The sequence below is a fragment of the Heyndrickxia sp. FW510-T9 genome (genome assembly GCF_058781025.1).
On sequence record NZ_JBYSWK010000059.1, the window covers coordinates 1 to 24,580 of the forward strand.

General features: G+C 36.5%; 23 protein-coding genes, 13 tRNA genes and 1 riboswitch. Of the genes, 26 read left to right on the top strand and 10 right to left on the bottom strand.

Annotated features, from left to right (window positions below):
* The first annotated feature begins 84 nt into the window (after nt 1–84).
* The 13 genes from AC3WJF_RS20040 (at nt 85) to AC3WJF_RS20100 (ending at nt 1,356) form a co-directional block, all read left to right on the top strand.
* Nucleotides 85–160: transfer RNA gene (locus tag AC3WJF_RS20040), tRNA-Ala, on the top strand.
* A gap of 18 nt (nt 161–178) precedes the next feature.
* Nucleotides 179–255 (top strand) — tRNA-Met (locus AC3WJF_RS20045).
* A gap of 12 nt (nt 256–267) precedes the next feature.
* Nucleotides 268–344, top strand: a tRNA-Ile gene (locus AC3WJF_RS20050).
* 8 nt (nt 345–352) lie between these two features.
* A tRNA-Ser gene (locus AC3WJF_RS20055) sits at nt 353–445 on the top strand.
* A 46-nt stretch (nt 446–491) separates the two neighbouring features.
* A tRNA-Met gene (locus tag AC3WJF_RS20060) sits at nt 492–565 on the top strand.
* A gap of 12 nt (nt 566–577) precedes the next feature.
* Nucleotides 578–654, top strand: a tRNA-Asp gene (locus tag AC3WJF_RS20065).
* Nucleotides 655–689: 35 nt separating this feature from the next.
* Nucleotides 690–765 (top strand) — tRNA-Phe (locus AC3WJF_RS20070).
* Nucleotides 766–803: 38 nt separating this feature from the next.
* Nucleotides 804–879 (top strand) — tRNA-His (locus tag AC3WJF_RS20075).
* A gap of 9 nt (nt 880–888) precedes the next feature.
* Nucleotides 889–962, top strand: a tRNA-Gly gene (locus AC3WJF_RS20080).
* A 17-nt stretch (nt 963–979) separates the two neighbouring features.
* Nucleotides 980–1,056, top strand: a tRNA-Ile gene (locus AC3WJF_RS20085).
* A 38-nt stretch (nt 1,057–1,094) separates the two neighbouring features.
* A tRNA-Asn gene (locus AC3WJF_RS20090) sits at nt 1,095–1,169 on the top strand.
* Between the two features lie 10 nt (nt 1,170–1,179).
* A tRNA-Ser gene (locus AC3WJF_RS20095) sits at nt 1,180–1,270 on the top strand.
* A 14-nt stretch (nt 1,271–1,284) separates the two neighbouring features.
* Nucleotides 1,285–1,356 (top strand) — tRNA-Glu (locus tag AC3WJF_RS20100).
* 252 nt (nt 1,357–1,608) lie between these two features.
* Here the strand turns inward: AC3WJF_RS20100 and AC3WJF_RS20105 are convergent.
* Nucleotides 1,609–2,532 (bottom strand): 1,4-dihydroxy-2-naphthoate polyprenyltransferase, encoded by a 924-nt coding sequence (locus tag AC3WJF_RS20105; protein WP_492455388.1) that lies wholly within the window; start codon nt 2,530–2,532, stop codon nt 1,609–1,611.
* 328 nt (nt 2,533–2,860) lie between these two features.
* Between AC3WJF_RS20105 and AC3WJF_RS20110 the strand changes: the two genes are divergently transcribed.
* The 6 genes from AC3WJF_RS20110 (at nt 2,861) to menC (ending at nt 10,426) form a co-directional block, all read left to right on the top strand.
* Nucleotides 2,861–4,249, top strand: a complete 1,389-nt coding sequence (locus tag AC3WJF_RS20110) for an isochorismate synthase (protein WP_492455390.1) — start codon at nt 2,861–2,863, stop codon at nt 4,247–4,249.
* Nucleotides 4,242–5,990, top strand: coding sequence for a 2-succinyl-5-enolpyruvyl-6-hydroxy-3-cyclohexene-1-carboxylic-acid synthase (gene menD, locus AC3WJF_RS20115; protein ID WP_492455426.1), 1,749 nt, complete (start codon nt 4,242–4,244; stop codon nt 5,988–5,990). Before AC3WJF_RS20110 ends, menD begins: the two co-directional genes overlap by 8 nt.
* Nucleotides 5,990–6,799, top strand: a complete 810-nt coding sequence (gene menH / locus AC3WJF_RS20120; RefSeq protein WP_492455428.1) for a 2-succinyl-6-hydroxy-2,4-cyclohexadiene-1-carboxylate synthase — start codon at nt 5,990–5,992, stop codon at nt 6,797–6,799. The genes menD and menH overlap by 1 nt, the downstream gene beginning before the upstream one ends.
* 77 nt (nt 6,800–6,876) lie before the next feature.
* A complete protein-coding gene (gene menB, locus AC3WJF_RS20125; RefSeq protein WP_492455392.1) occupies nt 6,877–7,695 on the top strand; it encodes a 1,4-dihydroxy-2-naphthoyl-CoA synthase in 819 nt (272 codons plus the stop codon).
* Nucleotides 7,696–7,838: 143 nt separating this feature from the next.
* Entirely contained in the window at nt 7,839–9,323 is a 1,485-nt protein-coding gene (locus AC3WJF_RS20130) for an o-succinylbenzoate--CoA ligase (RefSeq protein WP_492455394.1), read from the top strand.
* Nucleotides 9,320–10,426: an o-succinylbenzoate synthase gene (menC, locus tag AC3WJF_RS20135; RefSeq protein ID WP_492455396.1), complete on the top strand. Its 1,107-nt coding sequence runs from the start codon at nt 9,320–9,322 to the stop codon at nt 10,424–10,426. Before AC3WJF_RS20130 ends, menC begins: the two co-directional genes overlap by 4 nt.
* 114 nt (nt 10,427–10,540) lie before the next feature.
* Here the strand turns inward: menC and AC3WJF_RS20140 are convergent, their stop codons facing one another.
* From AC3WJF_RS20140 to AC3WJF_RS20155, 4 genes are all read right to left on the bottom strand, one after another.
* Complete coding sequence (locus AC3WJF_RS20140; RefSeq protein WP_492455398.1) at nt 10,541–10,702, bottom strand: DUF1540 domain-containing protein; 162 nt, start codon at nt 10,700–10,702, stop codon at nt 10,541–10,543.
* Nucleotides 10,703–10,832: 130 nt separating this feature from the next.
* Nucleotides 10,833–11,078: a membrane protein insertion efficiency factor YidD gene (gene yidD, locus AC3WJF_RS20145; protein ID WP_492455400.1), complete on the bottom strand. Its 246-nt coding sequence runs from the start codon at nt 11,076–11,078 to the stop codon at nt 10,833–10,835.
* 69 nt (nt 11,079–11,147) lie between these two features.
* Complete coding sequence (ytzI, locus tag AC3WJF_RS20150; protein ID WP_492455402.1) at nt 11,148–11,309, bottom strand: YtzI protein; 162 nt, start codon at nt 11,307–11,309, stop codon at nt 11,148–11,150.
* Nucleotides 11,310–11,411: 102 nt separating this feature from the next.
* Nucleotides 11,412–11,654: a DUF6154 family protein gene (locus AC3WJF_RS20155; protein WP_492455430.1), complete on the bottom strand. Its 243-nt coding sequence runs from the start codon at nt 11,652–11,654 to the stop codon at nt 11,412–11,414.
* 278 nt (nt 11,655–11,932) lie between these two features.
* Between AC3WJF_RS20155 and AC3WJF_RS20160 the strand changes: the two genes are divergently transcribed.
* Nucleotides 11,933–12,262 carry a hydrolase gene (locus AC3WJF_RS20160; protein ID WP_492455404.1) on the top strand — a complete coding sequence of 110 codons (330 nt, stop codon included), beginning with the start codon at nt 11,933–11,935 and terminating at the stop codon, nt 12,260–12,262.
* 146 nt (nt 12,263–12,408) lie between these two features.
* Here AC3WJF_RS20160 and AC3WJF_RS20165 read toward each other — a convergent pair whose 3' ends face one another.
* The 3 genes from AC3WJF_RS20165 to AC3WJF_RS20175 are packed head-to-tail and all read right to left on the bottom strand — an operon-like array spanning nt 12,409 to nt 14,990.
* On the bottom strand, nt 12,409–13,158 hold the full coding sequence (locus AC3WJF_RS20165) for an ABC transporter permease (protein WP_492455432.1): 750 nt from the start codon (nt 13,156–13,158) through the stop codon (nt 12,409–12,411).
* Between the two features lie 40 nt (nt 13,159–13,198).
* Complete coding sequence (locus tag AC3WJF_RS20170; RefSeq protein WP_492455406.1) at nt 13,199–13,972, bottom strand: ABC transporter ATP-binding protein; 774 nt, start codon at nt 13,970–13,972, stop codon at nt 13,199–13,201.
* A 16-nt stretch (nt 13,973–13,988) separates the two neighbouring features.
* A complete protein-coding gene (locus AC3WJF_RS20175; RefSeq protein WP_492455408.1) occupies nt 13,989–14,990 on the bottom strand; it encodes an ABC transporter substrate-binding protein in 1,002 nt (333 codons plus the stop codon).
* A 169-nt stretch (nt 14,991–15,159) separates the two neighbouring features.
* On the opposite strand from AC3WJF_RS20175, the gene AC3WJF_RS20180 reads away from it, so the two are divergent.
* Nucleotides 15,160–15,942: an alpha/beta hydrolase family protein gene (locus AC3WJF_RS20180; RefSeq protein ID WP_492455410.1), complete on the top strand. Its 783-nt coding sequence runs from the start codon at nt 15,160–15,162 to the stop codon at nt 15,940–15,942.
* 42 nt (nt 15,943–15,984) lie between these two features.
* A complete protein-coding gene (locus tag AC3WJF_RS20185; protein WP_492455412.1) occupies nt 15,985–16,227 on the top strand; it encodes a DUF2584 domain-containing protein in 243 nt (80 codons plus the stop codon).
* Nucleotides 16,228–16,301: 74 nt separating this feature from the next.
* Here the strand turns inward: AC3WJF_RS20185 and pckA are convergent, their stop codons facing one another.
* Nucleotides 16,302–17,888: a phosphoenolpyruvate carboxykinase (ATP) gene (pckA, locus tag AC3WJF_RS20190; protein ID WP_492455414.1), complete on the bottom strand. Its 1,587-nt coding sequence runs from the start codon at nt 17,886–17,888 to the stop codon at nt 16,302–16,304.
* Nucleotides 17,889–18,164: 276 nt separating this feature from the next.
* Nucleotides 18,165–18,330: riboswitch (SAM riboswitch) on the top strand.
* A gap of 237 nt (nt 18,331–18,567) precedes the next feature.
* Between pckA and metK the strand changes: the two genes are divergently transcribed.
* Together metK and asnB are read left to right on the top strand one after the other, a co-directional pair.
* Complete coding sequence (gene metK / locus AC3WJF_RS20195; RefSeq protein WP_492455416.1) at nt 18,568–19,764, top strand: methionine adenosyltransferase; 1,197 nt, start codon at nt 18,568–18,570, stop codon at nt 19,762–19,764.
* Between the two features lie 196 nt (nt 19,765–19,960).
* Complete coding sequence (gene asnB / locus AC3WJF_RS20200) at nt 19,961–21,859, top strand: asparagine synthase (glutamine-hydrolyzing) (protein ID WP_492455418.1); 1,899 nt, start codon at nt 19,961–19,963, stop codon at nt 21,857–21,859.
* 28 nt (nt 21,860–21,887) lie between these two features.
* Here asnB and AC3WJF_RS20205 read toward each other — a convergent pair whose 3' ends face one another.
* Complete coding sequence (locus tag AC3WJF_RS20205; protein WP_492455420.1) at nt 21,888–22,646, bottom strand: C39 family peptidase; 759 nt, start codon at nt 22,644–22,646, stop codon at nt 21,888–21,890.
* A 235-nt stretch (nt 22,647–22,881) separates the two neighbouring features.
* Between AC3WJF_RS20205 and AC3WJF_RS20210 the strand changes: the two genes are divergently transcribed.
* A complete protein-coding gene (locus AC3WJF_RS20210) occupies nt 22,882–23,688 on the top strand; it encodes an alpha/beta hydrolase (protein ID WP_492455422.1) in 807 nt (268 codons plus the stop codon).
* Nucleotides 23,689–23,701: 13 nt separating this feature from the next.
* On the top strand, nt 23,702–24,580 hold an 879-nt coding region (locus tag AC3WJF_RS20215), incomplete at its 3' end, for a tetraprenyl-beta-curcumene synthase family protein (RefSeq protein WP_492455424.1).

Consider the following 24,580-nt stretch of genomic DNA (forward strand, 5'->3'; position numbering starts at 1 on the left):
AAGTAGCTCAGCTTGGTAGAGCACATGGTTTGGGACCATGGGGTCGCAGGTTCGAATCCTGTCTTCCCGACCATTATCTAAATTGGGGCCTTAGCTCAGCTGGGAGAGCGCCTGCTTTGCACGCAGGAGGTCAGCGGTTCGATCCCGCTAGGCTCCACCAATAGTATATTAATTTTATGGCGGCGTAGCTCAGCTGGCTAGAGCGTACGGTTCATACCCGTGAGGTCGTGGGTTCGATCCCCTCCGCCGCTACCATAAAATGATCATGGACCTTTAGCTCAGCTGGTTAGAGCAGACGGCTCATAACCGTCCGGTCGTAGGTTCGAGTCCTACAAGGTCCACCATATAATTCGGAGGAATACCCAAGTCCGGCTGAAGGGATCGGTCTTGAAAACCGACAGGCGGGTTAAACCGCGCGGGGGTTCGAATCCCTCTTCCTCCGCCATATAATTTAAATATGGTATATGGCAAATTTAATATTTTATTATCGACGCGGGGTGGAGCAGTCCGGTAGCTCGTCGGGCTCATAACCCGAAGGTCGCAGGTTCAAATCCTGCCCCCGCAATATAATAAAAATGGTCCGGTAGTTCAGTTGGTTAGAATGCCTGCCTGTCACGCAGGAGGTCGCGGGTTCGAGTCCCGTCCGGACCGCCATTTTTATTTTTTTGACTTGTAACAGTAATTATTAAGGCTCGGTAGCTCAGTCGGTAGAGCAAAGGACTGAAAATCCTTGTGTCGGCGGTTCGATTCCGTCCCGAGCCACCATTTTTGTCTAGAATTTACATCAATGAATTTTTATTATGGCGGCTATGGCGAAGTGGTTAACGCATCGGATTGTGGCTCCGACATTCGTGGGTTCGATTCCCATTAGTCGCCCCATTATATTAAGCGGGTGTAGTTTAGTGGTAAAACTACAGCCTTCCAAGCTGTTGTCGTGGGTTCGATTCCCATCACCCGCTCCAAATTCAAATTACATAATGGGCCTATAGCTCAGCTGGTTAGAGCGCACGCCTGATAAGCGTGAGGTCGATGGTTCGAGTCCATTTAGGCCCACCAGAGTTTTTTGCAATAGCAAAATAACTTTCCATTATTGTTCCGCAGTAGCTCAGTGGTAGAGCTATCGGCTGTTAACCGATCGGTCGTAGGTTCGAGTCCTACCTGCGGAGCCATTTTTTATTTGGGGAAGTACTCAAGTGGCTGAAGAGGCGCCCCTGCTAAGGGTGTAGGTCGGGTAACCGGCGCGAGGGTTCAAATCCCTCCTTCTCCGCCATAGGCATTATTTACGGCCCGTTGGTCAAGCGGTTAAGACACCGCCCTTTCACGGCGGTAACACGGGTTCGAATCCCGTACGGGTCATACTTAAATAAAAAAAGAATTTCTTAATAGGAGAAATTCTTTTTTTATATGACGGAAGTAGGTATAAAGAACTAATTCGCGAGATTAAGTAGTAAATTCGCGAGATTAGCTGCCATTTTCGCGAGATTAATGAATAAAATCGCGAGATTATACGTTATATTCACGAGATTAATAAATTTTGAATGCAACAAAGTAAAGCGAGCACATTAAAAAAGACTTCACTCCGAATGGAATGAAGTCTTTTTATGTGGATCATAAGAAATGTGCAATAACTAAACCGATCGATAGCAGTAGTCCAAAAAATGTATTGGTTTGTGCTGTAGCCTTCATAGCAGGAACCATTTGAATTGGCTCTGTTTTTCCGATAAAACCTTTAACAGCAGTAATAGGTTTAGGAATACTTATCAATATTAATAGAAGCCATGGAGTTGCGCCACCAAATAAAATAAAAGCTATAATCCAAACATACGAAACAGTGAACATGGCAGCTAATAGATTTATTGCTTTTTTACGTCCGATTAAAATCGCTACCGTTTTACGTCCGTTTTCTTTATCACCATCAAGATCGCGAATGTTATTGGACAACATAATTGCCCCAATAAGAATCATAATGGGTATAGATATTAAAATACTGTCTGCAGTGATTTCTCTTACTTGAATGTAAAAAGAAATTAGAACAATGATGACTCCCATTAAGAACCCTGATAGAAATTCACCAAAAGGTGTATATGCAATCGGATATGGACCACCTGTATATAAATAGGCAATTAGCATGCAAACAGCTCCGATAACTGCTATCCACCACGTGGTATTAATACAAATATAAACTCCCAAAAGAATAGCAATTCCAAAAAATATGAAAGCTAATTTCAATACTGTTTTTGGTTGGACACCGTTTCTAACGATGGCTCCGCCTATACCTACAGAATGCTCATTGTCTAGGCCTCTTTTATAATCATAGTACTCATTGAACATATTTGTTGCTGCTTGTATTAAAAGGGACGCGATGAGCATTGCGATAAATAATGCAAAGTTAAGATTTGAATAATGCAATGCAAGTGCAGTTCCTAGAAAAACAGGCACAAAACCAGCTGTTAATGTATGTGGTCTCGTTAATTGCCACCATATTCGCCAACCGCGATCTCGTTCTAGAGTTGGTGAAGAATGTTTACTCATTATAAGTCTCTCCCTTATATTCGTTCCTTGTATAAATAAAAATTAGACAAAACATTACAATCTAAAGTGTAGGTAAAGGAGAAGGTGGTGTCAATGAATTTTTATATGTATTGAAGTGAAATTATTCCTTTTTATCTTAATGATACATCTATTTAAATCCTGATTTATCGCTTCAAAGTATATATAATAGGAAAGGATAGATACAAAACGGCACTAACATTGACTCGAATCTGTTTGAGGTGTATCTTAAAGGATGGATGAATTTGAAATTTGTCCAATAGAATATTTGAATTTATGTAATGATGTAATTGTCTTGGGGGAGATTGAAGTGAAACATTTAGAAAAACAATTAGAAATGACAATAGAAAAAGCTAAAGTACAAAATAAAGAGATTTTATTCAGTTATACAGAATCAATTGAACTTCCATACCCTCCTGCATATTATGCATCTAATACCCACAATAGCAAAGACAATTTTTATTGGAAAGACCCTCAAAATGATATAATTTTAATTGGTTCAGGGAATGTTCTTCAAATAAACTCTGAGCTTATAGATGAAAGATTTCACTATGTAGAGAAAAAATGGGAAAGTATTGTGGAAAACGCTTCCATATATAATCCAACTAACGAACCAGGTACAGGTCCCTTGCTATTTGGTGGATTTACATTCGACCCTACCAATTCAAACGAACCTGAATGGGAAGATCTTTCAAATGCTCTCTTTTATGTTCCAGAAGTAATGCTCACGATAAAAGAGAATGGATGTTTTCTAACGGTTAATTCAATCGTTCATTCGGAAAATGATATATCCTTGCTTAAACAAATGGAACAATGGAAAATGAATGTAATATATAAATCTGAGCGTAGCATAGAACTAGACTCGGAAATAGTAAGCCAAGAAGAAATCCATCCGAATAAATGGAAAGAATCCGTTTCTAGCGTCATTTCACTTTTAAAAAATGGTTATTTAGATAAGGTTGTTTTGGCAAGAAAAATGAAATTGATATTCAATCATACAATTATGCCTGAAAATATTCTAAAGAGCTTGCTTGAACAGCAACAGGAAAGCTATATTTTCTCATTTGGGTACGGAAATCACTGTTTTACAGGCGCTTCGCCTGAAAGATTAGTAAAAAAAATTGGAGAAAATATTTTATCAACATGTTTAGCTGGATCTATTAAAAGAGGTAAGGATGACAATGTAGACCAAGCATTTGGAAAAATGTTAATGGAAGACAAAAAGAACAGGGAAGAGCATCAGCTAGTAGTATCCATGATTGCGGAAGTTTTCCAAAAATATTGTGAAGAAATATACATTCCAACCGAACCAATTTTAATGAAAACTAGAGATATTCAGCATCTTTATACACCAGTGAAAGGGAAAGCAAAAAGGGAAACGTCCCTTCTTCACTTGGTCGAATCCCTTCATCCAACACCAGCAGTTGGTGGATCACCGAAACAAGATGCAATAAACGTGATAAAAGATGTTGAAAACATGGATAGAGGGTTGTACGCAGCTCCAATTGGTTGGATGGATTATTGTGGTAATGGTGAATTTATTGTGGCCCTTAGATCAGGCTTAATAAAAGGAAATGAAGCATTTATTTATGCTGGGTGCGGAATCGTAGCGGATTCAAACCCAGAGGATGAATATTTAGAAACTAAAATTAAATTTCGTCCTATGCTTCGTGCATTAGGAGGAAAAGATGATGAATGAACAAGACATACTAACGAGGTATTTAGCAGATTTTATTCAGGAGTTGGTCTTTAATGGTGTCGAGGATGTTGTAATAAGTCCTGGTTCTAGATCAACCCCTTTAGCAATGTTGATTGCTGAACATCCAGATCTCAAATACCATATTAACATTGATGAACGATCTGCAGCTTTTTTCGCACTTGGAATGGCAAAGCAAACAAGAAAACCAGTAGCGCTTTTATGCACATCTGGGACTGCTGCAGCAAATTATTATCCAGCAATCATTGAAGCTAAAATTTCAAGGGTGCCGCTTATTGTTTTAACAGCTGATCGTCCGCATGAATTGAGGGATATAGGCGCGCCACAGACGATTGATCAGATTCATTTGTATGGAAATCATGTTAAATGGTTTCTGGAAATGTCTATTCCAGATGTAAGCGAAGAGCTTCTCTATTTTGTAAAAACAACAGCTTCAAGAGCTGTTAATATTTCCTTACAGGCACCCGCAGGACCAGTACATTTGAATTTCCCTTTTAGAGAGCCGTTAATTCCTAGGCTGGAACCATCACCATTTGAAAAGAGAAAACAATCGGTGAAAAGTAATCAAGGGAAATTAGCTCTTCCAGTTGGTGAAATAGAAAGATTTGTACTTGAAATAGAAAAGCACCAAAAAGGCTTAATTATTTGTGGTGTAATGGATGACCACGACTTTACACAAGCTGTTCTAGAGCTCTCTAATAGGTTAGGATATCCTATACTAGCAGACCCTTTATCCCAGCTTAGGAGTGGAACACATAGTGGTGTGGCAATTATAGATAATTACGACACAATTTTAAAGAATAGCAAACATGTAGATCAACTTTCTCCTGAAGTCATTATTCGCTTTGGAGCAATGCCGGTATCAAAGCCATTAACCCTTTTCCTTAAAAAGGTACAAAATGTTCACCATTATATTGTAGATAGTGGAAGTGGTTGGAGAGACCCTATTAAAATGGGGACAGAGATGATCCACGCAGACGAAGTTTTATTTTGCGAAAGCTTATCTTCAAAATGGAACAAGGAACCGAATATTCAATGGCTTCAAATGTGGCAAAGATTAAATGAGAATACTAAGCATATTGTTAGACAAATAGTAGAAGATATCCAGGAATTGGACGAGGGAAAAGTAGTGCATGAGCTAGCTAAATTATTGCCAAGCAATAGTACACTATTTGTTGGGAATAGTATGCCGATTAGGGATGTTGATACATTCTTCCACTTTAATCAAAAAAATATCCGTGTGATGGCTAATCGGGGGGCCAATGGTATCGATGGTGTCGTATCCAGTGCAATAGGTGCAAGCGTCTATGCAGAACATTTATATTTACTTATTGGAGATCTTTCCTTTTTCCATGACTTGAATGGCCTTTTAGCTGCGAAAATGCAACAATTAAATATTACGATTATTGTTATCAATAATAATGGTGGAGGAATCTTTTCATTTCTTCCCCAAGCTAGTTCCTCCAAGAACTTTGAAAATTTATTTGGAACGCCGATTGATTTAGAGTTTGAATATGCCATTAAAATGTATGGCGGAAATTATCATAAGGTAGCAGATTGGATGGAGTTCGAAAACTCCATTAAATTAGCTAATGAAACCTCAGGATTGAATGTAATAGAGGTACCAACTGATCGTGAAAAAAATGTCCAGATACACCGAAAAATGTGGGATCGTGTATCTTTAGAAATAAACAATCTAATGGATGGGGATTTATCATGTTAATGAAAATCCTTGACGCCAGGTACTATGTTGAAGTGTTAGGCGAAGGAGAACCAGTTGTTTTATTGCATGGATTTACTGGTGATATAACAACATGGCGATTTCTTGCTGATCAATTAATAGGTCATTATAAAGTCATTCTTGTTGATATTTTAGGCCATGGCCTGTCAGAAAGTCCTAAAAATCCTGAACGTTACGATATAGAATTAATAGCTGATGATTTAAAAGAAATATTGAATAAATTAGCTTTTAACAATGCTTCTATCATTGGATACTCAATGGGCGGAAGATTAGCGTTAACTTTTGCTCAAAAATATCCGAAGATGACGAAAAAATTAATTTTGGAAAGTGCGTCACCAGGACTAATTCATGAAGAAGATCGCAAAACAAGAAGAATGCAAGACAAATTATTAGCGGATAAAATCCTGAATGAGGGGATAGAGTCATTTGTGGATTATTGGACCAATATTCCGCTATTTCAAACACAAAAATCTCTCGACATCGCTGTTCAAAAGGAAATAAGAGAACAAAGGCTGTCATGTAATCCGCTGGGACTAGCTAATAGTCTTTTAGGAATGGGGACTGGGAGTCAACCGTCATGGTGGAGCACTTTAAACAACTTACATATGCCAGTTTTACTAGTAACTGGAGCATTTGACTTGAAATTTTGTCAAATTGCTTTTGAAATGAAAAAAAGGCTGACAAATGCTGAATGGCTAACAATTCCGGATGTGGGACATGCAATTCATGTGGAAAGTCCAAAAAAGTTTGGTACAATAGTAATGGAGTTTTTGGCAAAACCACAGAATTAAATAAGGTTTACGATAATTTTTACAGTGCTAGAAAGCATTTTACTAGCTAGTAAAAAACAAAATAAGGAGGATTTATAATGGCAGTAGAATGGATTGCTGAACGAAAATATGATGAAATTTTATATGAAACGTATAATGGGATTGCGAAAGTAACCATTAACCGTCCTCATGTACATAATGCATTTACTCCTAAAACCGTAGCAGAAATGATTGATGCTTTTGCTTATGCCCGTGACGATAGTAAAATTGGTGTTATCGTATTAGCTGGTGCAGGAGATAAAGCATTCTGTTCTGGTGGAGATCAAAAAGTTCGTGGTCATGGTGGATATGTTGGTGATGACAATATTCCTCGTTTGAATGTGCTTGATTTACAAAGATTAATTCGCTTTATTCCAAAACCAGTTATTGCGATGGTATCAGGCTATGCTATTGGCGGTGGCCACGTCCTACATATTGTCTGTGATCTTACAATCGCAGCTGATAATGCAATCTTTGGTCAAACAGGACCGAAAGTAGGATCTTTTGATGCAGGTTATGGTGCGGGATATTTAGCTAGAATTGTTGGTCACAAAAAAGCTCGAGAAATTTGGTACCTATGTCGTCAATACAATGCCCAGGAAGCGTTGGATATGGGATTGGTAAATACGGTTGTTCCATTAGAACAACTGGAAGAAGAAACAGTCAAATGGTGTGATGAAATTCTAGAGAAAAGCCCGACTGCTCTTCGTTTCTTAAAAGCTTCTTTCAATGCAGATACAGATGGTTTAGCTGGTTTGCAACAGTTAGGTGGAGACGCAACTCTTTTATACTACACATCAGATGAGGCAAAAGAGGGCCGTGACGCATTTAAAGAGAAACGTAATCCAGACTTCGGACAATTCCCACGTTTCCCTTGATCGAAAAGCGGAAGCGCCTTGTTCATCTGCTAGCTGATAGACGCTATAGCTAGACATAAACAAAAATAGATAAAGCTTGGTGGACTACCATCAAGCTTTTTACATAGGAAAAAATATTGTGCTAATAAATGAAGGTGATCTGATTGGAATCTAACATTCCCAATTTTTTAATGCAGCGTGCTTTTTTAACACCGAATCGGTATGCACTTGTTTTTGAAAAGCAAACATGGACTTTTGCAGAGATGTTTGAAAAGGTGAAAGATCTTTCTCGGAAAATCTCTTCCTTAGGAATGAAGGAAGAAGATACAATTGCTTTATTATTGAAAAATCGTCCCTCTACAGTGTTTATGATCCATGCTTTACAACAGTTGCGTGTCAAGGCTGTATTTATTAATCATCGATTAACACCGTCGGAAATGGTTTTTCAATTAAAGGATAGTCAAGCAAAGTTATTAATATATGATCATGAATTCGAAAATGTACAACATGATATTCTTCAACTATATGGAGAAACTGATATTAAATCAATTTCTGAAATAGAAAAATTACCGAAAAACGAGATAGAGATTGTCAAAGAATATCGGTTAACAGATGTTTGCTCTATTATGTATACATCTGGAACAACAGGTCATCCAAAAGGTGTATTACAAACGTACGGAAATCATTGGTGGAGCGCAATTGGTTCGGCACTTAATCTTGGAATAAGAGATGATGATGCCTGGCTATGCACAGTCCCTTTATTTCATATCAGCGGGTTATCCATTTTAATGCGAAGTGTTATTTATGGGATCCCTGTATATTTAATGGAACATTTCAACGAAGAAAAAGCGAATATTTTATTACAATCAGGAAAAATAACGATTATGTCTGTAGTTGGAACGACGTTGCAGAGAATGGTTCATTCATTAATTGGAAAAGGATATCATCCGAAATTTCGCTGTATGCTGCTGGGAGGAGGGCCGGCTCCACGCCCACTTTTAGAAGCATGTGCCGAAAAAGGGATTCCTGTCTTTCAGTCATATGGAATGACGGAAACTTCTTCACAAATCGTTACGTTGGCACCAGAAGACAGTTTGAAAAAACTTGGCTCTGCAGGGAAACCACTTTTTCCAGCACAGTTAAAAATCATTGCGGACGGTCATGAGAGTGTGCCATTTAAGCCAGGGGAAATTGTCGTGAAGGGTCCAAATGTAACAATAGGTTATTTAAATCGTCCTGAAGCAAATAGAAACAGCTTTAACGATGGTTGGCTAAGCACAGGAGATATTGGATATGTGGATGAAGAAGGGTATCTATATGTAATGGATCGCCGTTCAGACCTGATAATATCAGGTGGCGAAAATATATATCCAGCTGAAATTGAAGAAGTGTTATTGGCACATCCATTCGTCACGGAAGCAGGAGTAACAGGAATAGAAGATACTGCATGGGGACAGGTTCCAATTGGATTTGTTGTATTAAATAATCCGATACAAGAAGAGGAGCTAATACTTTTTTGCCAACAAAGATTAGCTAAATATAAAATACCGAAAAAAATATTTACAATGAAATCTTTACCAAGAAATGCATCCAATAAATTACTGCGAAGAAAGTTAAAAGAGATTATTCCAAAGGATATCGAAATATGAAGATATGTGAAGTTCAATTACACATTATAAAAATGCCATTAAAAACGCCATTTTCAACAGCGCTTGGCACCGTGATAGAGAGAGAAGGAATTATCGTCGAGGTAAGAGATGATGATGGAACGATTGGAATTGGGGAGGCAGTTGCCTTTTCTACACCTTGGTATACGGAAGAAACCGTTCAGACATCCTTCCATATGCTTAAGGATATATTACTCCCATTGGTTCTTAATTATCCCTTTAATCATCCAAAAGAAGTGTCAGAACGCTTTGAAACTATTCGTGGGAATCAAATGGCGAAAGCAGGGCTTGAAACGGCAATATGGGACTTGTATGCAAAACAACAAGAGATGCCTTTATGGAAACTAATAGGTGGGGTTAGAGAGCATATACCGGCAGGCGTGGTTGTTGGCACACAGGATTCAGTAGAAGCAATTGAAAACATATCTATGTTTCTTCAGGAAGGTTATAAAAGGGTAAAGGTGAAGATCAAGCCCGGACATGATTATAGCCTAATAAAAGAGATACGAAAGCACTATCCAGATCTTGATATCATGGTTGATGCAAACTCTGCCTACACATTAAAGGATGTTCAGGCATTAAAAGCTTTGGATGAATTTGACTTATTAATGATTGAACAGCCACTGGGAATAGATGATATAGTCGAACATGCTTATTTACAGAAGGAAATTCAAACTCCAATATGTTTGGATGAAAGTATTGTGTCACTTCACGATGTTAAAAGTGCCATCTATTTAAAAAGCTGTGGTGTTATCAATATAAAGATTGGTCGTGTCGGTGGTTTATGGAACGCTATGCAAATCCATGATTTGTGCGTAGAAAACAATATTAAGGTTTGGTGTGGCGGAATGATTGAGTTCGGCATTTCGAAAGCCCATAATATTGCATTAGCAACGAAAAATGGTTTTACAATACCAGGTGATATATCCTCTTCCAGCAGATATTGGGAACAGGATATTATCCATCCGGAAATAAAGGTAGTGAACGGTGAAATAGCAGCTCCCAAACAAAATGGTATTGGTTTTGAATTGAACAAAATCCGTTTAAAGGAAGTTACTTTATTCCATGAAACATATCGTTACTAGAGAAAAGAAATCGGCGAGTGAGCCGATTTCTTTTCGTTATATCATATAATCATGTTGCTAATAGCTACATTGACTATAGGCTAGTCGATGTGCAAGGCGCTTTCGCATTTGTTTCTACCAGTTCCCCTCTGGTTTAAATGTCTTACAATCTGTTTCAGCTTGATTTTTAGCTTCAGTACCTTTTTGACTTACCACATAAATTTGATCTGCGGCGCATTGATTTCCATTTTTCCAATAGTGACAATTATTTACTTCACATAGTACATCCTTTGCCATCTTTATACCACCTCTTTTAATGAAAAATGATGATACATCCTTTATTGTTTGTTAGCGGTATGAAAATATGATGGGAATCAAAGGAAGTTTCGGTTTATGGGAATCAACTCGATTCACGGAAGAAAAGCAGTTATTCATTTTCTTTATGCTTTGACGGCCATTTAGTAGGGACAGGATCTACTCCGCCAGGGTGGAAAGGATGGCATTTTAGAATTCGTTTAATGGTTAAGTAACCACCACGTATGGCACCGAATCGTTTGATGGATTCTAGACCGTACGAAGAACATGAAGGGTAAAATCGACATGTAGGTGGCTTTATCGGAGATATAACAAGTTGATAAAAGCGAATGATCAAAATAAAAATATATTTAAACATGGATATCAATACATCCTCATTTTTTTCTTTAGATTATTCTTTATATGAAAAAAAGTCAAAAGAACCGTCCTAAGCATCGGATGGTTCTTTCACTTCTGTTTTTATATTTGGATTATTTTCTATTGGATCTACTGTATGTTTAATTGAGTATGCTTTTGATGTTGTAATAACAGCAGCGGCCATTATCACAGCAATAATGATAAGCGATACTATTAAAATGAATATTAACATTGACTATACCCCTTTTTTCGATTCTATATGTTTATATTACCATGTTTTTTACAGTAATTCTGTCTAGATTGTGAACAGGAATTGAATCTTATTAAATAAAAATTAATGCAGGTATTTAGAGTGATTCGTGTAATGGATATCGTCTGCTGTTTGTGCAAATTTTTCTTTTAATGTATCCGTTAAATACATGCTAATGAAATAGTGTAATTCATATTCTGTCATTTCACTCACAATATTTAATAGCTCCTGACGATTGTTATTTTCAACAACCGCTAGTGCAATAATATCTAAATCTTCTTCATCACCTGTTAATTTGTCACGATATATCTCATAAAGCTCGTCCACTAATCTCAACTAAGAACACTCCTTTATTTTCTACGAAGGCTCTTTTCTTAAACATTGTTGTTTTTGTAAGCATAAATTTCATAAATTTTTCTTTCAGATTTAGATTGGGTAGTCCTTTTAAGAAAAGATGCCGATACTAAATCATATAAAATATTTACGAAAAGCAACAATTTATGAAAAAACAGCCTCAACGAAAAAAGAATTGATAAGAATATTTTAAGTAGTTTTGTGGGAAACGATACATATGTAAGGAAAAACATATTGAGGTGGGAATAGATATGGAAGCAAATAAGCACACATATTATGTAGACCTTGGAAGCGGAGAGATCTCAAGAAGTATAGCTGACTCGGTTTGGAATTTTAAAATAGAAGCAACAGATGAGGAAATAACACGTCTAAGGCAAATATTCGATTCAAATTATGATGCGGATACAGTAGGATTTCTTCGGTCCCATATTCCTGCATTAGAATATCACCATGACCGTCCAAATGATATCTCCGATGAAAATTTACTTCGCGCTTATCAAATGCTGTATGACTTAGGGGATGATGATGCAAAGAAACATATAGAGAGCATTGGAATTTTAAAGGATTTTACATCAAAATAATGGAAAATAGGGTGCTGATTTTATTAGCACCCCTGACCTATATCTGTCTAGCCCCAAGTGAAATTGGTATTTCAAATTTCACTAGCGCCTATCAGCTAGCGGATTTCACTTATCCGTACGCTAGAGCTGCGGCACTTGCGCTTTTCTTATGAATCCTTAATAAGTTTCTTTTCTAGTAGATCTACTAATTGATACATAATGGTTGCAATGATTGCCACTATAATGAGGGATAGCATTACTAACGTAAAATTAAAGACTTGGAATCCATAAATGATTAAATAGCCTAATCCTTTTGAAGCGACTAAATATTCTCCAACAATTACCCCCACCCATGATAAACCTACATTTACTTTTAATGTTGAGATAATAGTAGGAAAGGAAGCTGGCAAAATGGCTTCCTTGAATATTTGATAACGGGAAGCTCCAAATGTTTGTAATACTTTTAAATAGTTAGCATCTACATCTCGAAATGAGGTGTAAATCACGATAGTCGTAATAATGACGGAAATAATAATTCCCATCGCAATACTTGATGATAATCCCGGACCAAAGAGGACTATCAAAATTGGCCCAAGAGCAACCTTTGGCATTGCATTAAAAATAACGAGATAAGGGTCTAAAATCTTTGATAATCTTGGTGATGCCCAAAGAATTGCCGCTAACAATGTACCAAAAAAAGTACCTAGCACAAATCCCATAATGGTTTCAAATACCGTTACACCAATATGACTGAATATAGTGCCATCTTGAATCTTATTCATGAATAATATCCATATTTTCGACGGAGAACTAAAAATGAGAGGATTCACCCAATTTAGACGACTTGCAATCTCCCAAAGGGCTAGAAACACTATTAAAATAATTAATTGATAAAAACGAATCCATCTTTTCTCCATTTTTATATTGTTTAAATACTGATGGTAAAGGAAATTTGGATTATTTTTGGGCTTCAAGGGACTCCAACTCCTTCCAAATTTCCTGAAATAATCCAGAGTATGCTTCGTTATTTCTTACTTCAAAAGGTCTTATTACTCTTAATTCTTCAGGTACGCTGAAGGTTTTATATAAACGCCCTGGCTTAGCGGCAAATAATAAAATTCGGTCACTCATGGAAATTGCCTCTCCGATATCATGTGTAACTAATACGGCTGTTTTTTTGTATGACTTTAATGTTTCAAAAATAAGATCTTCCAGTTTTAGTTTTGTTTGATAATCAAGTGCGGAAAAAGGCTCATCTAAGAAAAGGATTTTTGGATTTATCGCCATTGTTCTTACTAAGGCAGCTCTTTGTCTCATACCGCCAGAGAGTTGCCGGGGATATTGTTTCTCAACCCCTTCTAAACCTATTTCTTTCAGGAAATTCAATGCAGTTTCCTTCGATTTGTTCGTTAATTGCTTATTAAGCTTTAAGCCGAGTAAAATATTTTCTTCGATTGTTTTCCATGGAAATAAATAATCCTGCTGTAACATATATCCGATAGATGAATTAAATGTGTTCGGTTCGACCCCATCTATAAAAACATTGCCTTCAGTTGGTTTTATAAGACCGGAAAGAATCGATAGCATCGTCGTTTTTCCGCAGCCGCTTGGACCAAGAAGAGAAATAAATTCCCCTTCTTGAATAGTAAAACTGATGTTTTTTAAAGCATCCGTAGCTGTTTTTGGTGTAAAGTAACTATGGTGGACATTTTCTACAGATAGGAAGCTCATTAATCCGTTTACCTCCTTATTCTTGAATCACTTTTTTTGTAATAGATGTATTGACAAGTGTTTTATAGTCAACACTTTTCGGTAATTCCCCAGCTTCCTTCATAATATCTTGAAGGTGATTCCAGCCATCCTCACTTAAAACTAGATCAGTACCAAATGAACCTTGACTGCGATAACGTTCGATAGAAGAAGCTAATATATCAATGTCAGTATCTTCGAAGAAAGGTTGAATTACCTTTGCCACCTGTTTTGCATCATGATCCTTTACCCACTTTTCCGCTTTATATAAGGCACGGACAAATTTCTCAATCGTATCTTTATTTGCTTTGATGTAGCTCTGTTTTGCCATATAATCGGTATATGGGACATTCCCTGATTCTTTACCAAAGGAATCAACGATATATCCTTTGCCTTCTTTTTCAAAGATAGATGCTGTAGGTTCGAATAATTGAACGAAATCTCCTGTTCCAGAGGCAAATGCATTAGCAATATTTGCAAAATCAATATTTTGGATAAGTTTCAAATCCTTATGAGGATCGATACCATGTTTTTTCAAGACATATTCTCCAACCATTTGCGGCATACCGCCTTTTCTTTGACCTAGAAAGGTGGAGCCTTTTAATTGATCCCATGAAAAGTTATCGATTTTTTTTCGAGAGACAAGGAAGGTTCCGTCCGTTCTTGTTAATTGTGCAAAATTAATCACAGGATCGTCACTGCCTTGGGCATGAACATAGATAGAAGTTTCGGAACCAACTAGAGCAATATCTGCTCCATTTGATAATAATGTTGTCATTGTTTTGTCGCCGCCAGCGGTTGTTTTTAAATCGATGTTTAAGCCTTCATCCTTAAAAAAACCTTTTTGAATCGCTACATATTGAGGTGTGTAGAAAACAGAGCGAGTAACTTCTGCGACGCGAACTTTCTTAAGCCCTTCTTTTTTTTGGCAGGCTCCTAAAGAAAATAGCAGAATGAATGTTAATAAAAGAGAAAAGCTAATTTTAAGCCACCTTTTCATTCATAGACCTCCCTTTGGCATACGGTTATTTTTGATTTGTTACATATCGTATGATTTTAATAAAAATGTGTGAATGCCTATATAAAAAACAGTTCCATTTTTAAATAGCTGGGCTGATTGAAGGTGAGAAATGGTGGTAATTGACTATTGGACGTTTAAGAGGTGTTTCATGAATATTATAGAAAAAATTCCATTTCCTTCGCCAAATCCAATGATTAAGATGTATCTGCTAACCTATTTATCCGGAAGTTTAAAAGTGAAAGGACTGCTTGCAGAACCATTTGATGAAAGGCAATATGATGGTTTTTTATATTTACGAGGTGGTATTAAAAATGTCGGAATGGTAAGACCTGCAAGAATTGGTCAATTTGCATGTGAAGGATTTATCGTATTTGCACCGTTTTATCGAGGAAATAGGGGAGGAGAGGGATATGAGGACTTTGGTGGTGATGATCGTTTGGATGCTTATTCAGCTTTTGATCTACTAAAACATCATCCCCGTGTCAAAAATAATCGTGTCCATGTGTTTGGTTTTTCAAGAGGAGGAGTGATGGCGCTGCACACCGCCATCCGTCGAAAGGAAGCAACATCTATCGTAACCTGGGGCGGTGTTTCGGATATGGAATTAACATATGAAGAACGAAAAGATTTACGTAGGATGATGAAACGGGTGATAGGGGGAACACCTGCGAAATATCCAGACCGATATAAAGAGAGAACACCATTATTCTTCTTAGAAGAGATGGAGTCACCAGTGTTGATTGTCCATGGGGAAAAAGATCAAAATGTATCCTTTGAGCATGCCAAAAGATTAGAAAGCCGCTTAAATACACTCGGTAAACAAGTGGAAACATGGTATTTTCCAAATTACACACATTATTTTCCACCTGCAATAAACCGACAAATTGTTTCGGAATTATGTTCTTGGATGAAAAAACAAGCGATGACATGATAAAATAAAAGAAAAGTTTGATAAGGTAAAGGAGAAATATAAATGGGAATGCCTTTAGAATTAAATACGTTGATTGTAACAAAAGGGAATGAAAAGCGACTTGATGAAAATTTGTTTATTTTAGAAAAAGCGGGGTATCGATTATATCCAATTAACATTCCAATTGATGTTAGACGGACAATGGAAAGTGATTCAAGCGGAACTGCTGTTATTCATAAAGTGGAATGGGAGAATGAAAAAACAACAATTTTTTATCAGCTCATATCATTAAATTCTACAAACTAAAAGGGTAACCACTAATGGTCACCCTTTTTTGTCTAGCTCCTACGCTGATGAGCTAGGACCTTCTGCTTTTCTAATTATTTTACCGGTCCACCTAATACTTCAATTTCCTTGTCTACATTTTTGAATTTTTGGAAATTGACTTGGAATTTTTCGGATAGTTCATTTGCTTTTTGTACATATTCATCTTGGTTAGTCCAAGTTTTATTTGGTAATAAAACTTCATCTGGAACTCCTGGAACATGCAATGGAATATTTAAACCAAAGATTTCATCCTTAACTGTTTCAGAATGGTGTAATTCACCTTCTAATGCAGCTTGAACCATTGCGCGTGTATAACTTAATTTCATACGGGAACCGACACCGTATTCTCCGCCAGTCCATCCTGTATTAACTAGAAATACATCAACACCATATTCATCGATTTTCTTCCCGAGCATATCTGCATAGACCGTTGCAGGAAGTGGTAGGAATGGTGCACCGAAGCATGTGGAGAACGTTGCTTCAGGAGCCGTTACTCCACGCTCTGTTCCTGCAAGTTTCGATGTATATCCACTAAGGAAATGGTACATTGCTTGTTCTTTCGTTAATTTACTAATTGGCGGTAATACACCAAATGCATCAGCTGTTAGAAACACAATCGTTTGCGGATGCCCAGCAATACTTGGTTGAATAATATTTTCAATCGATTGAATTGGATAGGCCGCACGTGTATTTTCAGTTAGTGTGTTATCATCATAAATAGCTTCATGTGTTTCAGGGTCTACCATTACATTTTCTAATACCGAACCGAACGTAATCGCATCATAAATCTGCGGTTCCTTTTCACGAGTTAATCCGATACATTTTGCATAGCAGCCACCTTCAATGTTGAAAACACCATTTGCGGACCAGCCATGCTCATCATCTCCGATTAGCTTACGATTAGGATCTGCGGATAAAGTTGTTTTTCCCGTTCCAGAAAGTCCGAAGAATAACGCTACGTCTCCCTCAGCACCTACATTCGCGGAACAGTGCATTGGCAAAATTCCAGCCTCAGGCAATAAATAATTCATAATCGAGAAAATCGACTTTTTCATCTCACCTGCATATTCCGTTCCACCAATTAAAATAACTCGGCGTTCAAAAGATACGATGATAAAAGTTTCTGATTTTGTCCCATCTAATTGTGGGTCCGCTTTAAAATTTGGAGCCGATAAAACTGTAAATTGTGCATCATGAGTTGCTAATTCTTCTTTTGTTGGGCGGATAAATAGCTGATGTGCAAATAAATTATGCCATGCATATTCATTTACAACTTGAATAGGTAGACGAGTTTTTTCATCAGCACCAGCAAATCCTTTAAATACAAAAAGTTCATTTTGCCTTTCTAAATAGGAAATAACCTTATGATAAAGTCTATCAAAAGCTTCTACAGATATTGGCTGATTGACAGAACCCCAATCAATTTTGTCTTTGACGGAAGGTTCTTCAACAATAAATTTATCTTTAGGGGAACGCCCAGTATATTTTCCGGTTTCAGCCTGAACGGCGCCAGTTGATGTTAAGACTCCTTCTTTACGTGCTAATACCTTTTCGACTAAACGAGGAACTGATAATTGAGTATAGACATTATTTCCGTTTAATAATTCGCCTAATTCTCTAGATAAACTTATTGAATTCATGAATGCGTTACCATCCTTTATTAAAGAATTTATATTTTTCGGTTATGTTAAATAGTATAACACAATTATTTAATTAGTCTATACTATATAAGCTTATTTTTCAAATACACAAAATGTTAACATTTTATCCTTTTTCTTTCTATAATATATAACCTTATTATTGTAGAATTGATCAGCATTATTCGGATTTATGACATTCTATAATGAATATAAAAAAATGCATGAAACTGTTGACACGATGTAGCAAATTAAGTATGATTTTACCTTGAACGGATACTCTTATCCCGAGATGGTGGAGGGACAGGCCCTACGAAACCCAGCAACCAGCTTTTACCGATTTTCTATAAAAATGAGAGATACATAATTTAGCAACTCATTTTTATAACACTTTAAAAGCAAAGGTGCTAACCTGTAGCAAGGTAAAATCCTTGAACGATAAGAGTGAAAGGCGTAAAAAACGGATGTAAACCTTTCCTCAAGTTTTATAATAGGAAAGGTTTTATTTAGTTAATACGTCCAAACCAATAGATTTAGTGCTGGAATCATGGAAGTAAGTCTTTCGAACGAGCATATTGAAAGAATCAAGGATAAATTCTTTTGATTATTTCATACTATTAGGGCAGGAGTACCGTGAGGCGTAAATATAGAGTAATCATAACCATAAAAGGGAGGAAAAAAGATGACAAACAAACGTTATTTATTCACATCTGAGTCCGTTACCGAAGGCCATCCGGATAAAATATGTGATCAAATTTCCGATGCAATATTGGATGCGATTTTAGCAAAGGATCCTAACGCACGGGTAGCATGTGAAACATCGGTTACAACAGGACTTGTCCTAGTGGCAGGTGAAATTACTACTAGCACATATGTTGATATTCCAAAAATTGTTCGTGGAACCATTAAAAACATTGGATATACACGCGCAAAATACGGATTTGATGCAGAAACTTGTGCGGTTCTAACTTCTATTGATGAACAGTCTGCAGATATTGCAATGGGTGTCGATAAAGCGTTAGAAGCAAGAGAAGGTCAAATGTCCGAAGAAGAAATCGAAGCAATCGGTGCAGGAGATCAAGGATTAATGTTCGGTTTTGCATGTAATGAAACAAAGGAATTAATGCCATTGCCAATTTCTTTAGCACATAAACTTGCACGTAGAATTTCAGAGGTTCGTAAAGAGGAGATCCTTCCGTATTTACGCCCTGATGCGAAGACACAGGTTACGGTTGAATATGATGAAAACGGAAAACCGGTAAGAATTGATACAATTGTTATTTCAACACAGCATCATCCTGAAATTAGCTTAGAGCAAATTCAACGCAATGTAAAAGAATATGTTATTAGTCCTGTTGTTCCGAAAGAATTAATTGATGACCAAACAAAATACTTTATCAATCCAACTGGACGCTTCGTTATTGGTGGACCACAAGGGGATGCGGGCTTAACTGGACGTAAAATCATCGTAGACACATATGGTGGTTATGCACGCCATGGCGGCGGTGCTTTCTCTGGTAAGGACCCTACAAAAGTAGACCGTTCAGCAGCATATGCTGCCCGTTATGTAGCAAAAAATATTGTTGCTGCAGGACTTGCAGATAAATGTGAAGTTCAACTAGCATATGCTATTGGTGTTGCCCAACCGGTATCAATCTCCATTGATACTTTCGGAACTGGTAAGGTTGAAGAGGATAAATTGATTGCTGCTGTACGTGAGAATTTTGATCTTCGTCCTGCAGGGATTATCAACATGTTAGATTTAAGACGTCCAATCTATAAGCAAACAGCTGCATATGGTCATTTTGGGCGTAATGATTTAGATTTACCTTGGGAGAGAACAGATAAGGCTGAAGTTTTAAGTCAACTTACGAAATAAGTTAGAATGGAGGGGGGTTACAGAATATTATTCGTAACCTCTCTTTATTTATTTTATCAAGATTAACATGTTGGAAATAATTATTTGTTTATATAAGTAAAATGGCTACTGCAAAAATGAAATGAAAAATGATAGTATAAGGTGTATGATTTTGTTAGTTAAGTAGTTTAAAAAAATGGAGTAGGTGACATACATAATGTGTGGATTTATAGGTTGTGTACACGATAAATCAATTGAACTTCGTGATACAGATAAACAACTATTTAAAAATATGAATGATATCATTACCCATCGTGGGCCTGATGATGACGGATTTTTTGAGGATGAACATATACAGTTTGGTTTCCGTCGTCTAAGCATTATTGACTTAGAAAGCGGTCATCAGCCATTAACATATGAAAATGAAAGATATTGGATCATTTTTAATGGGGAAATTTATAATTATGTAGAATTACGAAATGAATTGATAGAAGCAGGCTTAACATTTGCAACATCATCCGATACAGAAGTAATTCTAGCGCTATACAGTCATTATCAGGAAAAGGCAGTTGAAAAGCTGCGCGGTATGTTTGCATTTGTTATTTGGGATAAACAAGAACAATCCTTGCTAGGTGCACGTGATTCTTTTGGGATTAAACCATTTTTTTATAAAGAAGAAGGAAATCGAACTTTTTTTGCTTCCGAAAAGAAAAGCATCTTATTAGCAATGGAAAACGATGTGTTGAACTATGATGCTGTTCAGCATTATATGACGTATCAATTTGTTCCAGAACCTGAAACGATGACAGTTGGGATCGAAAAATTAGAACCTGGCCACTACTTTGTGAAAAAGCTTGGACAACCTTTGGATATTAAACGCTATTGGAAGGCATCCTTTAAACCAATTCATAAGTCAGAAGATGAATTTGTAAAAGAAATTAGAGATGTTCTTTTCGATTCTGTTAATGTCCATATGCGCAGTGACGTACCAGTAGGATCATTCCTATCTGGTGGAATTGATTCATCCATCATTGCATCCATGGCGAAACAATATAATCCAAATATTAAAACCTTTTCGGTAGGTTTCGAACGTAATGGGTTTAGTGAAATTGATGTTGCAAAAGAAACAGCTGAAAAGCTAGGGGTAGAAAATATTAGCTATGTAATTTCACCAGAGGAGTATATGAATGAGCTCCCAAAAATTATGTGGCATTTAGATGATCCACTTGCAGATCCTGCATGTGTTCCTTTATATTTTGTTGCTAGGGAAGCAAGAAAGCATGTTACTGTTGTATTGTCAGGTGAAGGGGCAGATGAGTTATTTGGTGGATATAATATTTACCGAGAACCACAATCTTTAGAAGTATTTAATAAAATCCCTGCAGTTGGAAAATCTCTTTTAAAAGCATTGGCTAAAATTCTTCCTGAAGGTGTTAAGGGCAAAAGCTTTATTGAACGTGGTGTCACCCCAATGGAAGAACGTTATATTGGAAATGCCAAAATGTATACCGAAAAAGAAAAGAAAGAACTTTTGTCCAGATACAAGCAAGGTCTGAACTACACTGAGATAACAAAACCGCTTTATTCTGAGACAATTGGGTATGATCCAGTCGATCGTATGCAATACATTGATATTCATACATGGATGCGTGGGGATATTTTATTAAAAGCAGATAAGATGACAATGGCTCATTCATTGGAGCTGCGCGTTCCATTTTTGGATAAAGAGGTATTTAGAGTAGCTTCTAACATTCCAACTAGCCTGAAAACGGCTAATGATACAACGAAATATATTCTTCGTAAAGCGGCTGAAGGAATCGTTCCTGATCATGTGCTAAGTCGCAAAAAATTAGGGTTTCCTGTTCCAATCAGACATTGGCTAAAAGATGAAATGCATGATTGGGCGAAAGAAATTATTCTTACGAGTCCAACTGACCATATTATTAATAAAAATTATGTACTGAATTTACTTGAAGAACATTGTCAAGGAAAATTAGACCATAGTCGAAAAATCTGGACTGTTCTTGTCTTTATGATTTGGCATGCAGTATATTTGGAAGAGAAATATGATTTTCAAAAGCAATTTAAAATGAGAGTGGCACAAGCTACTGTTTAAAAGAAAATAAATAGCCAAGTGTATCATCTTATTTTTCATAAGTGATAGCTTGGCTTCCCATTTGCACCCATGCCTTCTGAAAGGATTTTTTGGGTGCTTTATTTTTTTTCCCTGTTAGAGGATCATTATAATAAATATAGTCGCGATCATACCCAGTAATCAAGACGGAATGCTCTTTAAATGTGATTTTGATTTTTCTATTTTTTGTATGCCATGTTTGGAAATAAGAAGATGGAAGTTCACGGTATTCTGTGTTAACAATTACCCATATTGGACGGTCATCAGAAAGGTAAATTTTCAAGTCTTCAAAGGGATGTCCTGTTAGATTGATTATTTTACCAGGTAGATATTGATTAGCAAGTTCATAAATAGGCTTATTATATACACCAAGACCGGGTTTGGTGTAGGAATAAATATCTCCTACAAAACCATTGTTTGGATCACCAAAATATATTTTTCCGTTTCGAAATTCTCTTCGGGCTGGATCTTTTTTAATCTTTTTTGCGAGTGTTAGCTTATCAACATGAACCCCTGCGGTTTGCAATAGCATGGCAAGGCTAGTTACTTCACAGCCCCTTTTTAATTCAGGGTATTGGGAAAAGACAGGAGCATTAATCGAAACTTTATCTTTGATTTTAATTACAGCATATTGATGATTAGATATATTGTCTGTAGCTGCATTTTGAATGAAATCTAGAGAATCTTTTGAATCACGTACCCCATATACTAATACACCTGTCCCAATGAGAAAAAGAAAACATAAAATTCCTGAAATAAATTGCTTCATTTTTACCACCTAAAAAAGAAAAGATTCTAAGTATTACATCGTCAAATTTCTGAAAAAGTTAACGCCTTTTTGTAATTGTCATTTTTTACTTGGTTATAAATTATGACATTCTTATTACTATTATAAAAAACAATACGGATTTTGAGAAAAGATATATAATATATGAGATGATTTCCTTTTACATAGGGTAAAATAATAGGTATTATATTACAACAAGATAAGGGAGGAAGAAGCTATGTGGAAATGGGAAGCGGATGAAGCTCCTAAAGCGGTCATTGTCATGGTTCATGGGGCAATGGAGCACCACGGACGTTATAGCTGGTTAATTGAAATGTGGCGCTCCTCCGGCTACCATGTCATTATGGGAGATTTGCCAGGACAAGGAATGACTTCGAGATCGAATAGAGGTCATATCGATTCCTTTGACGAATATATATTTGAAATAAAAGATTGGGTGCAAACAGCTTATCAATTTGATGTTCCTATCTTTTTATTTGGACATAGTATGGGTGGACTTGCTGTTATTCGAACACTACAAGAAATGAAATTAAAAATTGCCGGTGTGATATTATCATCACCATGTTTAGGACTAGTGGAATATCCATCCAAAATTTTAAGCAGCCTTGCCGCAGGTTTAAATAAAATAGCTCCGGAAGTACGCTTTAAAAGTCCTTTGATGATTCAAATGTCTACGAGAAATGAAGAAATAATGGAATCTGCCGTTAATGATTCGCTTTATATTACAAAAATTTCTGTAAGATGGTACAGTGAGCTAATAAAAGCAATGAAGCTTGCCTTCACAAATATTTCAAAATTTCCTGATGTACCACTTTTGGTTCTGCTGGGCGGAGATGATAAAATTGTGAGCAAGGCATCTGTAAATGAATGGTTTAATCAAGTGAAATTATCGGAAAAAAGTTATAAAGAATGGTCAAAATGCTATCATGAAATTTTTAATGAACCTGAACGAGAAGATATATTTCAGTATGCTAAAAATTTTGTAGAAAATCGATTACGGTTAATTGGTTACATAGTTGATTGAGGTGAATAAATACATGTCTGTACCTTCCCATCCATTTTCTCTCATGAATCAGGTATATCGAAAGGTAATGCCAAATGTTCATCGTGAACTATTTTATTGGAAAGATGTGGCGAAGTCCATTCCAAATGAGGAGTTAAGAAAACAAGCTCTAGCTAGCATTGAACATAAAACCTTTCATTGCGAAGGGGGATCTATACTAGCTTTATTAAGCTTGCACCGTAAAGAAGAAGCAATAAAGTTTATTGTGGCATATCAAACGATTAGTGATTATTTGGATAATCTCTGTGATAGGAGTACATCATTAGATCCAGAAGATTTTGCTGCATTGCATGAATCGATGAAGGATTCTTTGACAATAGGAGCAGAAACTAAAAATTATTATCGTTTTCGCGAGGATCAAGATGATGGAGGGTATTTACAGAAATTAGTAAAAACTTGCCAGTCTGTATTAGCAAATATTGATCATTATGATGCGATAAAGCCTTTTTTAATTGAGTTATGTCAATATTATTGTGAACTGCAAATTCATAAGCATGTATGTGTCGAAGAAAGAGTTGAAAGATTACAAAATATGTTTCATCAATATAAAGATGGATTACCTGAAATGGATTGGTATGAATTTTCGGCATGCTCTGGGTCGACTTTAGGGATTTTTTGTTTAGTATCCTATGCGATGAGAAATGATTTTAAAAAGGAATATTCCAGTATAATAAGAGAAGGTTATTTTCCCTATATTCAAGGACTACATATTTTACTCGATTATTTTATTGATCAAGATGAAGACAGAGAAGGCGGAGATTTAAATTTCTGTTTTTATTATGAGAGTGAAAAACAATTATTTGAAAGACTTATTTACTTTTTAAAAGAAGCGGACAAACATACCAATAAACTC

Bases quoted from the DNA above. Each gene is read 5' to 3' on its own strand.
- ytzI (WP_492455402.1), bottom strand. From the start codon at position 11,309: ATGTTAATATTCATTTTAATAGTATCGCTTATCATTATTGCTGTGATA.
- AC3WJF_RS20140 (WP_492455398.1), bottom strand. From the start codon at position 10,702: ATGGCAAAGGATGTACTATGTGAAGTAAATAATTGTCACTATTGGAAA.
- AC3WJF_RS20170 (WP_492455406.1), bottom strand. From the start codon at position 13,972: ATGAGCTTCCTATCTGTAGAAAATGTCCACCATAGTTACTTTACACCA.
- menH (WP_492455428.1), top strand. From the start codon at position 5,990: ATGAAAATCCTTGACGCCAGGTACTATGTTGAAGTGTTAGGCGAAGGA.
- yidD (WP_492455400.1), bottom strand. From the start codon at position 11,078: ATGTTTAAATATATTTTTATTTTGATCATTCGCTTTTATCAACTTGTT.
- menD (WP_492455426.1), top strand. From the start codon at position 4,242: ATGAATGAACAAGACATACTAACGAGGTATTTAGCAGATTTTATTCAG.
- AC3WJF_RS20105 (WP_492455388.1), bottom strand. From the start codon at position 2,532: ATGAGTAAACATTCTTCACCAACTCTAGAACGAGATCGCGGTTGGCGA.
- AC3WJF_RS20205 (WP_492455420.1), bottom strand. From the start codon at position 22,646: ATGAAGCAATTTATTTCAGGAATTTTATGTTTTCTTTTTCTCATTGGG.
- asnB (WP_492455418.1), top strand. From the start codon at position 19,961: ATGTGTGGATTTATAGGTTGTGTACACGATAAATCAATTGAACTTCGT.
- AC3WJF_RS20210 (WP_492455422.1), top strand. From the start codon at position 22,882: ATGTGGAAATGGGAAGCGGATGAAGCTCCTAAAGCGGTCATTGTCATG.
- AC3WJF_RS20165 (WP_492455432.1), bottom strand. From the start codon at position 13,158: ATGGAGAAAAGATGGATTCGTTTTTATCAATTAATTATTTTAATAGTG.
- AC3WJF_RS20185 (WP_492455412.1), top strand. From the start codon at position 15,985: ATGGGAATGCCTTTAGAATTAAATACGTTGATTGTAACAAAAGGGAAT.
- menC (WP_492455396.1), top strand. From the start codon at position 9,320: ATGAAGATATGTGAAGTTCAATTACACATTATAAAAATGCCATTAAAA.
- AC3WJF_RS20180 (WP_492455410.1), top strand. From the start codon at position 15,160: ATGAATATTATAGAAAAAATTCCATTTCCTTCGCCAAATCCAATGATT.
- menB (WP_492455392.1), top strand. From the start codon at position 6,877: ATGGCAGTAGAATGGATTGCTGAACGAAAATATGATGAAATTTTATAT.
- AC3WJF_RS20160 (WP_492455404.1), top strand. From the start codon at position 11,933: ATGGAAGCAAATAAGCACACATATTATGTAGACCTTGGAAGCGGAGAG.
- metK (WP_492455416.1), top strand. From the start codon at position 18,568: ATGACAAACAAACGTTATTTATTCACATCTGAGTCCGTTACCGAAGGC.
- AC3WJF_RS20175 (WP_492455408.1), bottom strand. From the start codon at position 14,990: ATGAAAAGGTGGCTTAAAATTAGCTTTTCTCTTTTATTAACATTCATT.
- pckA (WP_492455414.1), bottom strand. From the start codon at position 17,888: ATGAATTCAATAAGTTTATCTAGAGAATTAGGCGAATTATTAAACGGA.